General features: G+C 72.3%; 5 protein-coding genes. 4 read left to right on the forward strand and 1 reads right to left on the reverse strand.

Annotation, left to right across the window (positions count from 1 at the left end; genetic code table 11):
- Positions 1-26 precede the first annotated feature (26 nt).
- Together ACWY4P_RS42825 and ACWY4P_RS42830 are read left to right on the forward strand one after the other, a co-directional pair.
- Complete coding sequence (locus ACWY4P_RS42825; protein ID WP_456213250.1) at positions 27-6,470, forward strand: type I polyketide synthase; 6,444 nt, start codon at positions 27-29, stop codon at positions 6,468-6,470.
- A gap of 25 nt (positions 6,471-6,495) precedes the next feature.
- Complete coding sequence (locus ACWY4P_RS42830; protein ID WP_456206229.1) at positions 6,496-8,895, forward strand: type I polyketide synthase; 2,400 nt, start codon at positions 6,496-6,498, stop codon at positions 8,893-8,895.
- Positions 8,896-8,970: 75 nt separating this feature from the next.
- On the opposite strand, the gene ACWY4P_RS42835 is transcribed toward ACWY4P_RS42830, so the two are convergent.
- Entirely contained in the window at positions 8,971-10,254 is a 1,284-nt protein-coding gene (locus tag ACWY4P_RS42835; RefSeq protein ID WP_456206230.1) for a cytochrome P450 family protein, read from the reverse strand.
- Between the two features lie 295 nt (positions 10,255-10,549).
- Here ACWY4P_RS42835 and ACWY4P_RS42840 point away from each other — a divergent pair, with 295 nt between their 5' ends.
- Positions 10,550-11,422 carry a nuclear transport factor 2 family protein gene (locus tag ACWY4P_RS42840; protein ID WP_456206231.1) on the forward strand — a complete coding sequence of 291 codons (873 nt, stop codon included), beginning with the start codon at positions 10,550-10,552 and terminating at the stop codon, positions 11,420-11,422.
- 134 nt (positions 11,423-11,556) lie between these two features.
- Entirely contained in the window at positions 11,557-12,993 is a 1,437-nt protein-coding gene (locus ACWY4P_RS42845; protein WP_456206232.1) for an NAD(P)/FAD-dependent oxidoreductase, read from the forward strand.
- The last annotated feature ends 46 nt before the right edge of the window (positions 12,994-13,039 follow it).

Below are 13,039 nucleotides of genomic sequence, written 5' to 3' on the forward strand. Positions count from 1 at the left end.
AACAGCTCGTCGACTACCTCAAACGGGTGGCGACCGATCTGCATGACGCTCAGCAGCGCCTCCGCGAGGTGGAGGCCCGGGACCGCCAGCCGATCGCGATCGTCGGCATGGCCTGCCGGTTCCCTGGTGGTGCGGACACTCCGGAGGCCCTGTGGGAGCTGGTGTCCACGGACCGTGACGCGATCTCCCCGATGCCGGATGACCGGGGATGGGACCCCGGCATGTTCAACGACTCGCGCGAGACGGGCACCAGCTATGTGCGCGAGGGCGGATTCGTCCGCGACATCGCCGACTTCGACGCCGACTTCTTCGACATCTCGCCGCGCGAGGCACTCGCGATGGACCCGCAGCAGCGCCTGCTGCTGGAGACCGCCTGGGAAGCCATCGAGCGCGCCCGCATCGACGTGACTTCCCTGCGCTCCACCAAGACCGGCGTCTTCGTCGGCGGAAGCACCATCTACTACGCCGGCACCGGCGCCGGTGCGCCGCAGGACGTCGCCGGGTACATGGCCACCGGGCTGGCCGCGAGCTCGATGTCGGGCCGCATCTCCTACACCCTCGGCTTCGAGGGCCCCTCCTTCACGGTGGACACCGCCTGTTCGTCGTCCGGGGTGGCCCTGCATCTGGCGGTGCAGTCGCTGCGCAAGGGCGAGAGCTCGCTGGCCCTGGCCGGCGGAGTGTGCGTGATGGCGACACCCGGCACATTCCTGGAGTTCAGCAAGTTGAACGGCCTTGCCGCCGACGGCCGGTGCAAGTCGTTCTCGGCGTCGGCCGACGGCTTCGGCCCCGGCGAGGGCGTGGGCGTCCTGCTGGTGGAACGGCTGGCGGACGCCGAACGTCTCGGACACCCGGTGCTCGCCGTGATCCGCGGCTCCGCGATCAACCAGGACGGCGCCTCCAACGGCCTGACCGCGCCCCACGGCCCCGCCCAGGAACGCGTCATCCGCGCCGCGCTGGCCGACGCCCAGCTGTCCGCCCGGGACATCGACGTGGTGGAGGCGCACGGCACCGGCACCTCGCTGGGCGACCCCATCGAGGCGCAGGCGCTGATCGCCGCGTACGGCAGGAGGCGCGCCGAGGGCGGCCCGCTGTGGCTTGGGTCGGTCAAGTCCAACATCGGGCACACCCAGGCCGCCGCCGGCATGGCCGGGGTGATCAAGATGGTGCAGGCCCTGCGGCACGGAGTCCTGCCGAGCACCCTGCACGTCGACGAACCCACGCATCAGGTGGACTGGTCCGGGGGCACCGTGAAGGTGCTGACCGAGGCGCGGCCGTGGCCCGAGACCGGCGGCCCGCGCCGGGTCGGGGTCTCCTCCTTCGGCATGAGCGGCACCAACTCGCATGTCATCCTCGAAGAGGCCCCACCGGCAGCGGAGCCCGCCCCCGCCGCCGAGTTGCCGGTGGTCCCGTGGCTGGTGTCCGGGCGCGGCGAGGCGGCGCTGCGGGCCCAGGCCGCCCGGCTGCGGGACTTCCTCACCGAGCGGCCGGAAGTCGGCCCGACCCGCGTCGGGCTCGCCCTGGCCGGCTCGCGCGCCGCCCAGTCGCACCGGGCCGCCGTGGTCGCGGCCGACCGCGACGCCCTGCTGGCCGGGCTGGCCTCGCTGGCCGAGGGGATCCCCGCCGGCCATGTGGTCACGGGTGTGCCGAGCCCCGGCGGGACGGTGTTCGTCTTCCCCGGCCAGGGCTCGCAGTGGGCCGGCATGGCCCTTGCCCTGGCCGATGCCTCCCCGGTGTTCGCCGAACACTTCCGCCGCTGCGCAGAGGCGGTGGAGCGGTACACCGAGTACACCGTGGAGTCGGTGCTGAGAGGCGAGCCGGGCGCCCCCTCCCTGGAGCGGGTGGACGTGGTCCAACCCGTCCTGTGGGTTGTGATGGTGGCGCTGGCCGGGCTGTGGCGGTCCTACGGCGTGGAGCCCGCGGCTGTGGTGGGCCACTCCCAGGGCGAGATCGCGGCGGCCTGCGTCGCGGGCGTGCTGTCGGTCGAGGACGCGGCCCGCGTCGTGGTGCTGCGCTCCCAGGCGCTGCCCGAGCTGTCCGGCCGGGGCGGCATGGCCTCCGTGGCGCTCCCCGTCCAACAGGTCGAGAAACACCTGGAGCGCTGGGACGGCCGGCTGAGTGTGGCCGCCGTCAACGGTCCCTCCCAGGCCGTGGTATCGGGAGACGCCGACGCCCTGGAGGAGCTGCTGGACGGCTGTGAGGCCGACGGTGTCCGCGCCCGGCGTGTCCCGGTGGACTACGCCTCGCACTGCGCCCACGTCGACGTGCTGCGTGACCGGCTGGCCGAAGCCCTCGCGGACATCGAGCCGAAGGCGGGCTCCGTCCCGCTGTACTCGACCGTCACCGGGCAGCGCATCGACGGCACCGCCATGGACGCCACGTACTGGTTCACCAACCTCCGTCAGCAGGTGAGGTTCGAACAGGCCACCCGGGCGCTCCTCGACGACGGACACAGCGTGTTCATCGAGTGCAGCCCACACCCGGTCCTCGTCATGGGCATGCAGGAATCCATCGACGAGACGGGCGTCAACGCCGCGGCCCTTGGCACCCTGCGCCGGGACGAGGGCGGCTGGGATCGCTTCCTCCTCGCGCTGGCCCAGTCCCATGTCCATGGCGTCGAGGCGGATTGGGGCCGGGTGTTCCCGGACGGCACCGGCCCCGCCGACCTGCCCACGTACGCGTTTCAGCGGCGGCGTTACTGGCTGGACGCCACCTCCGGCGGAGCCGGTGACCCCGAGGGCCTCGGCCTCGCGCCGGCCGACCATCCGCTGCTGGGGGCCGTCACCGTCCTCGCCGAAGGCGATGAGGTGGTCCTGACCGGCCGGCTCGGCCTGGACACCCATCCGTGGCTGGCCGACCACGCGGTGGCCGGCGCGGTGCTGGTGCCCGGCGCCCTGTTCGTGGAGCTGGCCGTCAGGGCCGGTGACGAGGTGGGCTGCGACCGGCTCGAGGAACTGGTGCTGGCGAGCCCGCTGGTGCTGTCCGACCAGGGCGGCACTCACCTTCAGCTGGTGGTGGGCCGCCCCGACGACGAAGGCCGCCGCACCCTGAACGTGTACGCCCGTCCGGCCGACGAGACCGGCCGACCGTGGCTGCGCCACGCCACCGGCACCCTGGCGCCCGGCCCGGACGCCGAGCCGTACGACCTCGCTCAGTGGCCGCCGGAAGGCGCTCAGCCCGTGCCCGTGGACGGCTGTTACGACCAACTGGCCGAGGCCGGCTACCGCTACGGCCCCGCCTTCCGCGGCCTGCGCGCCGTGTACCGCCGCGAGACGGAGGTCTTCGCCGAGGTCGTCCTCCCGGAGGAGCAGCGCGGGCAGGCCGCCGCGTTCGGCATCCACCCCGCCCTTCTGGACGGTGCGCTGCAGGCCAGTGGGTTGAGTGAAGTACGCGGCGACCAGGGCCGGATGGCGCTGCCGTTCGTCTGGAACGGCGTGTCCCTGGCCGCCACCGGCGCCGAGTTGCTGCGTGTCAGGCTCGCGCCGGTCGGCGACGACGGCATGTCCGTCCACGCCACTGACGCCTCGGGCCGCCCGGTGATCTCGATCGACGCTCTGGTGACACGGCCGTTCACGCCCGAGCAACTTCAGGGCGGCGGCGAGGACATCGACGACGCGCTCTTCCGCATGACGTACACCCCTCTGACCGGTCCCGCGTCGGGCGGCTCCACCGACGGCTGGGCCGCCGTCGCCACCGGCACCACACCCACCTGCTACGGAGCGCCCCGCTACGACGACCTGGACGCGCTCGCCGCCGCGGTGGACGGCGGGCTGCACGCCCCGCCGGTGACACTGCTGCCCTGCGAGCCGCCGCCGGACGACGGAGACCTCCCCGGCGCGGTGCGCCATCGGCTGGGCGAGGTGCTGCACACCGTGCAGCGGTGGCTGGCCGACGAGCGGTTCGCCGCCTCCCGGCTGGCGGTGGTCACCCGGGGCGCGGTCGCCGCCTCCGACGGCGAGGACGTCACCGACCTCGTGCACGCTCCGGTGTGGGGGCTGATCCGCTCCGCGCAGTCCGAACACCCGGACCGGCTGGTCCTGGTGGACCTGGACGGACCCGCGTTGCCCGAGGCCCTCGCCGCCGCGGTGGCCGCGGGCGAGCAGCGGATCGTCGTCCGGGACGGGACGGTGCGGGTCTCCGCCCTGGTCCCCGCGGCGTCCGGCGCCTCCCTGACGCTGCCGGAAGAACCCCACTGGCGGCTGGACATCACCGGCCCCGCCACCCTGGAGAACCTGGACCTGGTGGCGGCGGAGAACCCCCCGCCACTGGCCCCCGGCCAGATCCGGGTCCGGGTCCGCGCCGCGGGCGTCAACTTCCGGGACGTGCTGATCGCGCTCGGGATGTACCCCGGTGATGCGGTGATCCGGGGCAGCGAGGGCGCGGGCGTGGTGCTCGAGGTGGCCCCGGACGTGACGTCGGTGGCCGTCGGCGACCGTGTGATGGGCATGTTCCAGGGAGCTTTCGGCTCGACCGCTGTGGCGGACGTCCGCTCCGCCGTGCCCATCCCGGCGGGCTGGACCGACGAGCGGGCCGCGGCCGTGCCCATCGCCTTCCTCACCGCCTGGCACGGGCTGGTGGACCTGGCCGACCTGAAGGCGGGCGAGTCGGTCCTCATCCACGCGGCGGCCGGCGGCGTGGGCATGGCCGCCGTACAGATCGCCCGCCACCTGGGCGCGGAGGTGTACGCCACCGCCAGCCCCGGCAAACACGCCGCGCTGGAGGCGATGGGCATCGACGAGGCCCACCGCGCCTCCTCCCGCGACCTGGACTTCGAGAACACCTTCCGCACCGCCACCGGCGGCCGCGGCGTCGACGTGGTCCTCAACAGCCTCACCGGCGACTACACCGACGCCTCGCTGCGCCTGCTGGCCGAGGGCGGCCGGTTCGTGGAGCTGGGCCTGACCGACGTCCGCGACCCTGAGCAGCTCGCCGAAACGCACCGCGGCGCCCGCTACCGCGTCCTCGACCTGGGAGAACCGGGAGAGGACGGCCTCGGCCGGATCCTGACCGAGGTCCTCGCCCGGTTCGCACGCGACGAGCTGACCCACCCTCCGGTCCGCGTCTTCGACATCCGCCGGGCGCGCGACGCGTTCCGCCTGATGAGCCGGGCCGCACATGTCGGGAAGATCGTACTGACCCTGCCGCACCCCCTCGACCCGGACGGCACGGTCCTGGTCACCGGTGGCACCGGCACTCTGGGCGGCCTGATCGCTCGTCATCTGGTCACCCGCCACGGGATACGCCATCTGCTGCTGACCAGCCGCCAGGGGCCGCAGGCGCCCGGCGCCGCCGGCCTGCGCGAGGAGCTCGCCGCGCTGGGCGCCACCGTGACCCTCACGGCCTGCGACGTCGGCGACCGCGAGCAGCTCGCCGAGGCGCTGGCCGGCGTTCCCGACGCACACCCGCTGACCGGTGTGGTGCACTGCGCCGGCATCCTCGACGACGGCATGGTCGACTCGATGACCTCCGAGCGGCTGGCCCGGGTACTGCGGCCGAAGGCCGACGGTGCGTTGCACCTGCACGAGCTCACCAAGGACGCCGATCTGGCGCTGTTCGTCATGTTCTCCTCCATCGTCGGGGTGAACGGCAACCCCTCGCAGGCCAACTACGCCGCTGCGAGCACCTTCCTGGACGCCCTGGCCCACCACCGCCGGGCCCACGGCCTGCCCGGTCAGTCCCTGGCCTGGGGAATGTGGGAGGAGACCAGCCGGCTCACCGGTCGGCTGGACGACGGAGACCTGGAGCGCATACGCCAGGCCGGCATGGATCCGCTGCCCACCGAGCAGGCCCTGGCGCTGTTCGACCGGTCGCACGCCGCGGGTGACGCGTTGCTGGTCCCGATCCGGCAGGCCACGGCGGCCTCCGGCGGTGGCCCGGCCGCCGGCCGTACCAGGGCGCGGCGGGTGGCCGACAGCGGGGCGGCGGGCAGCGGCGGCCCGTCCCTGGCGGAAAGGGTCACCGCACTGCCGGAGGCGGAACGCGACGACTACGTACTGGAGGCGGTGTGCGCGCACATGGCAGCCGTCCTCGGCCACGGCTCGGCCGACGAGATCGCCCCCGATCGCACGTTCAAGGAGCTGGGCTTCGACTCGCTGACCGCCGTCGAACTGCGCAACCGGCTCTCGGCCGCGACCGGCCTGCGCCTGCCCGCCACGCTCATCTTCGACTTCGCCCACCCACTGGCCCTCGCCCAGCACCTGCGCGAGCGGCTCGCCGCGCCCACCGACCCGCCCGGGAGCGCACCCACCGACTCGGCCGAGAGCACGCCCCCCGACCCGCGCGAGAGCCGGGTGCGCCAGGTGCTGGCCGCCGTGCCGCTGCGACGGCTGGAGCAGTCCGGCTTGCTTGAGGCACTGCTGCGGCTGGGCGAGGAAGCGGACACTCCAGACGCCGAAAGCTCCGAAAGCGCCGATTTCGCCTCGATGGACCTCGATGAACTGGTGGACATGGCCCTGCGCAACGGCGATTCCTGATGTGCCGTCCCCTCGGAGGAATGTCATGACGGTGGCCGACGACAAGATCGTCGAGGCCTTGCGCACCTCGCTGCGGGAGGCCGAGCGGCTGCGCAAGGAGAACGACCGACTGCGCGCGGCAGCCCGGGACCCCGTCGCGATCATCGGAATGGCCTGCCGCTACCCCGGTGGTGTCGAGTCCCCGGACGACCTGTGGACCCTGCTGACGGAGGAGCAGGACGCCATCGGCGCCTTTCCCCGCGACCGGGGCTGGGACCTGGACGGCCTGTGCGGTCCTGATGCCCACCCGGCGGTGCGCAGCGCGGTCGCGGAGGGGGGATTCCTCGGCGGCGCCGCCGAATTCGACCCGGAGCCCTTCGGGATCTCTCCCGGCGAGGCGTCGGTGATGGACCCCCAGCAGCGGCTGCTGCTGGAGCTCTCGTGGGAGGTGTTCGAACGGGCCGGGATCGACCCGCGGTCGGCCGCCGGTCGGCGTTACGGCGTATTCGTGGGCACCACCGGCCAGGATTACACCCCACACCTGAAGAACGTCCCCGACGAGCTGCTCGGCCACCTCGCCTCCGGCGGTTCGAGCGCCGTGCTCTCCGGCTGCATCGCCTCCGCCTTCGGCCTCGAAGGGCCCACGGCCACCCTCGACACCGCCTGCTCCGGTTCTCTGGTGGCGCTGCACTTGGCCTGCCAGGCGCTACGCGGCGACGAGTGTTCCATGGCTCTGGCCGGCGGTGTCACCGTGATGTCCAGCCCTGGCGCGTTCATCGGGAGCGGCCGGGGGATAGGGCTGCCCGTCGCCGCCCGCTGTCGCTCGTTCGCCGACGGGGCCGACGGGATCGCCTTCGCCGAGGGGGCGGGCGTGGTGCTCCTGGAGCGCCTCTCCGCCGCCCGCGCGCACGGACACCCGGTGCTCGCCGTCGTCCGTGGCAGTGCGATCGGCCAGGAGGGCGCCACCAACGGCGCGAGCGCCTCCAACGGGCCCGCCCAGCGACGGCTGATCAGGCAGGCGCTGGCCGGCTCGGAGCTGGGGCCGCACGAGGTCGACGCGGTCGAGGGCCAGGGCACCGGCGGCCTGCTCAGCGACGCGGTCGAGGCGCAGGCGCTGGCGTCCGTCTACGGCGAGGGCCGCCCCGCCGACCGGCCGCTGCTGCTGGGGGCGGTGAAGTCCAACCTCGGCCACACGCAGGGGGCCAGCGGTGTGGCCGGGTTGATCAAAATGGTCCAGGCCATGCGTCACGGCGTCCTGCCGCGCACCCTGCACACCGAGGTGCCGTCACCGCACATCTCCTGGGAAGAGGGCCGGATCCGGCTGCTCACCGAGGCCACCCCCTGGCCGGCGACGGATCGGCCGCGGCGGGCCGGGGTGTCCGCGTTCGGATTCGGGGGCACGGACGCACACGTGATCCTGGAACAGGCGCCACCCTCAGACGATCCCCCGCCCCTGCCCCGGCCGGCGGAGGCGGAGGGGGGACGAGGGCCGGCGGTCGCCGGCGTGGTGCTCTGGCCGGTCTCCGGCTGCGACCCCGACACGCTGCGCGGGCAGGCGGCTCGGCTGCTGGCCCACCTCGACCAGCGGCCCGAGCTTCGGCCGGCCGACGTCGGCCTGTCGCTGGCGACGTCCCGGGCCGCGCTGAAACACCGCGGCGTGGTCGTCGGTGAGAGCCGCCAGGAGCTGTTGGACGGCCTGCGGGCACTGACCGAGGGAAGGCGCTCGCCCCGCGTCGCACAGGGCGCGGTCGGACGCCGACACCAGCTCGTCGTCCTGCTCACCGGTCACGCACTCGCCCCCGGCACCGGCAAGCAGCTGTACGACGTCTTTCCGGCGTTCGCCGACGCGTTCGACACGGTCTGTGCGGAGCTCGACGCCCACATGGAATCTCCGGCCCGTGACGCGATGCTCACCGGCGCCGACCCCGCCGTGGCGGGCGTCACCGACCCGGCCAGGGACTTCGCGATCCAGGTGGCGCTGTTCCGGCTGGTCGAGTCGTGGGGGGTGCGGCCCGGCGCCGTGCGCGGCCACGGTGTCGGCGGGCCGGCCGCCGACCACGTCGGCGGGCGACTGACGCTGCCCGAGGCGTGTGCGGCGCTGACCGGCTCGCGTCACCCGGCGGACACACCGCGGGACTTCGCCGCCGCTGCCCGCACCCTGGCCCGGGACGGCACGGTCTACCTCGAACTGGGCGGCCATGAGGTGGCCGAACTCCTCGACGGCGAGGGGCTGCACGCGGTGGCCGCGCTGCCGCCCGGAGTCGGGGAGGTGGCCGCCGTGGCCACTGCCCTCGCCCATGTGCACGCCCGCGGCACCGCCGTGGACTGGCAGGCGGTGTTCGCCGGCACCGACGCCCGCCGGGTCGAGCTGCCCACGTACGCCTTCCGGCGCGCACGGTACTGGCGCGCGGCGTTCGACATGAGCCGGTTGGACCGGGTGCGGTGAGGTCGTGCGGTGAGGGGCCGCACCTACCGGTACGGCCCCTCACGGACATCGTGTGCACGATGCGGCAGAAGGCGATCAGACAGCTGTCACCGCTTCGGTCCCCAGCTTCACCGGCAGCAGGTCGAGCTGGCGAGTGCCCGGAACGGGGCGCCACGTCAGCTCCTTCTCGGGCACGGCCAGCCTCAGCTCCGGGAAGCGGCCGAAGAGCGTCTCCAGCGCCAGTTCTGCCTCCTGGTTGGCCAGCATGGCCCCCAGACAGAAGTGCGGTCCGCGTGAGTAGGCGACGTGCTGCCCGTCCCCACCATCGGGACGGCGGGTGATGTCCAGCCGCTCGGGGTCGGGGAAGTGCCGCGGATCGTGGTTTGCGGCGCCCTGCACCGGCAGGACGACATCGCCCTTGCTGATCGGGGTGCCCGCGACCACGACGTCCCGCATGGCGTACCGCGGCTTGCCGAAGACGATCGAACTGCACCAGCGCAGCAGTTCCTGGACGGTCCCGGGCATCAGGTCCGGCCGGCTCCGCAGCAGCGCGAGTTGGTCGGGGTGGGTCAGCAGCGCGAGGACACTGTTGCCGATGAGACCGGCGGTCGTCTCGTGCCCGGCGACCACCAGGTGGAACAGCATGGTGACCAGTTCCGTCTCCGACAGCCGCCCGCTGTCCTCGCTCTGCGCCTGAATGAGCGCGGTGAGCAAGTCGTCGGCCGGATCGGCCCTGCGCCGCTCGACCAGCGCGCGGAGGTAGGCGGTCGACTCCGAGAGCACGCGGCTCAGCGAGAGGGCGTTGGTGTAACCGTGGCTCCACTCGCTCCACATCGCCCTGTCCTCGGCCGGCACGCCGATCAGCTCGCAGATGACCGCGATGGGCAGGCGGTGGGCGAAGTGCTCGATCAGGTCGACGGTGCCGTTCACGGCGTGGCCCGGCAGCCCGTCGACGAGCTCGTCCGCCAGCGCTCGCACCCGCGGCCTCATGGCGGCGACCCGCTGCGCCGAGAACGCCCGCACGACGAGATTGCGCAGCCGCGTGTGACGTGGCGGATCGAGCTGCGTGATGGCCTCGGCGAGATGGGGAACCAGCTCCTTGGACAACCCCAGCCAGAGCAGCGACTCGGCGTGGTGGTCCGTGGTGGAGCCCGGGACCGACCGGGAGTTGTTGGCGAAGCGCTCATCGGTGAGCACGGAGACCACGTCGTCGTAGCGGGTGATCACCCAGGCGTTTCGGCCGGTCGCCACGCGCCCCAGCGCAACGGGCGTCTCCTCCCTGATACGCCCGAAGCCGCCGTACGGATCGGCGGTCAGCTCCGCCGCGTTGATGGTGAACGGGCACCGGTCCGGCTTCCCGGGCGTCTCGGCGCCGGCCATCACGCCGCACCGGGCTTCCGCGCCACCGCGTTGCCGCCTTTTCCGATGATGACCTGTTCAGGAGCTGTTGGTGTCATCTTCCGGCCTTCCTGTGTGGCCTTCCCTGTCGTCACAGGCCGATATCTGCGGGTGACGATCGCCGATTCCTCTAAAGCAGTCCTGTCACTCGAGGCGGGACGCGAGCCGCCGGGGTAGGTCCGCTTAAGAGCATTCGGCAAACATGAGCCCTTGCCATTCCCGTTCCGATATCACTGCTCCGTTGGTCTCGGCGATGCGGAGAAGCAGGGAGAACACGGTGATCAACGAGCGCACCCGCAAGAAGATCGCACACGAACACAGCCGGCGCCTGAGTGCGGGCGATGTCGACGCGCTCCTGGAGCTGTACGCGAAGGACGCCACGTTCGAGGACCCCGTAGGCGCCGGCAGCCAGACCGGTCACGAGGCGCTGCGCGCACACTTCGAGACCGCGGTGGCCGGGAATGCCGACGAGACCGTCGAGGATACGGTGGTCGGGCAGGACGGCGCGCATGTGCTGTCCCGGATCACCGCGGTCATGGACTACCGGCCCCGCGGCCCGGTGTACGTCGATCGTGGCTGGCTGCCCGCGCCGGAGGCCGCGGTCCCGTCCGGCCTGCGCTGTCACTACGCGCTGCTGCTCCGCGTCGGCGAGTTCGGCCTCATCGAGGACATGCGGGCGTTCTGGGGCCGGCCCGACATCGAGACGTCGGCCGACGGTGCGGCGGGGTCCTTCCGCGGTCCCGAGTCCATTTCTCCCGACGAGGCGGCTCTGCGGCAGCTGCCGTACACCTACGCCCGGCGGCTGGAGTCGGGCGATGTGGCCGGGACCGTCGCCCTGTTCTCGGACGATGTCGTCTTCGAGGACCCGGTGGGGCGCATGAAGCTGCGTGGCAAGGACGCCTTGGCCAAACACGTGGCCCACGGCTCGGCGGGCAAGGTGAACGAGATCCTGGGACGGCCCGTCTCCTCGATGGACGGACGGTTCGTGGTGATCCGTGGGGACGCGCGGATCTTTGTGCCGGAAAAGATGCGCATGCGCATGATCACCGTCTGTGAACTGAACGAGGACGGCCTGGGCGTTCACATCCAGGGCTTCTGGGGGATCACGGACACGACCTTTGGGGACACCGCGCCCGACACAGACCGCTGACCGTCGCCCGGCACCGAGGAGCGGTCGGAAACGGCAAGGCGCACTTAAGCCCCTTGGGACACCCTCGTGACGGTGTCCAAGGTGAAAGACGAATGCCATATCAGGCGAGCCCGTTTCGGAAGGACTTCCGTGCCATGACCACACCGACACGTGCCGTCGTTCTGGGCGGCGGATGGGCCGGCATGCTGACCGCCCATGTGCTGGCCCGTCATCTGGAATCCGTGACCGTGGTGGAGCGTGACACCCTTCCCGATGGGCCCCACCACCGTAGGGGTCAACCACAGGCCCGCCACGTCCACATACTCTGGTCCAGCGGCGCGAGCATCGTCGAGAACCTGCTGCCGGGCACCATCAAACGGCTGCTGGCAGCCGGTGCCCGCCAGATCGGCTGGCACCGTGACCTGGTGACCCTGACGGCCTCGGGCTGGCAGTACCGCTTCCCGGCCACCACATACGCCATGATGTGCACGCGTCCCCTGCTCGACTGGGTGGTTCGTGACGCGATCCTGTCCAGCGGCCGTATCGAGGTGAAGCAGGGCACCGAGGTCGTCGGCCTGGCCGGGGACCACTCCAGGGTCTCCGGAGTGCTGGTGCGTGACGCGGACGGCGGCGAGCCCAGGCCGCTGGAGGCAGACCTGGTGGTGGACGCCACAGGGCGGGCCTCGCGCCTGGGCCGCTGGCTGGCGGGGCTCGGCCTGTCGGCCGTCGAGCAGGACGTGGTCGACGCCGGTGTCGGCTACGCGACGCGCATGTTCAAGGCGCCCGAAGGCGTGAGCAGCACCTTCCCCGCGGTCATGGTCGCCGCCGACCACCGCACCCGGCACCCTGGCCGCTTCGGTGTGGTCTACCCCCAGGAGGGCGGCCGCTGGCTGGTCACCCTCACCAGTACGCGTGGCGCCCCGCTGCCCACCCAGGAGGACGAGTTCACGGGCTTCGCCAAGATGCTGCGGCACCCGATCGTCAGCGACCTCATCGGCGTGGCCGAGCCCATCAGCCCGATCTTCCCCTCGCACTCGGGAGCCAACCAGCGCCTTTACCCCGAGCGCATGGCGCAGTGGCCGGAAGGCCTGCTCGTTATCGGCGACTCGCTGGCGGCGTTCAATCCCGTCTACGGCCACGGCATGAGCACGGCCGCGCGCGCCGCCGAGGCCCTGGACGTGAAGCTGGCGGGTGGCGCGTTCGGCGAGGGCGGCACCCGGCAGGTCCAACAGGCGTTGAGCGAGGTGGTCGACGACCCGTGGATCATGGCCGGGCTCAAGGACATCCAGTACGTCAACTGCCGCATCCGCACCAATGACCCGCGACTGACCGACCCGGACACCCCGGAACGGCTGAGGTTCTCCGACTTCGTCGCCGACAGGTCGATCCGCTCGCCGAAGGTCAGCGAGGTCGCCACCAGCGTGCTCAGCCTGAATACGCCGCAGAAGGCCTTGGGCGACTCCCACTTCCTGTCGCTGCTGCAGACCGACACCAAGTACCCGGAGCTCGTCGAACCGCCATTCCGCCCGGACGAGCTGGAGATGGTGGGGCTCAAGCCGTCCGGCAACGCCGCGAAGGGCGTGATCGATTAACCCGCCCCGCACCTCGGCAGGTACTCCCGTTGGCCCGACACGACAC

This window comes from Streptomyces sp. LZ34 (assembly GCF_053890475.1).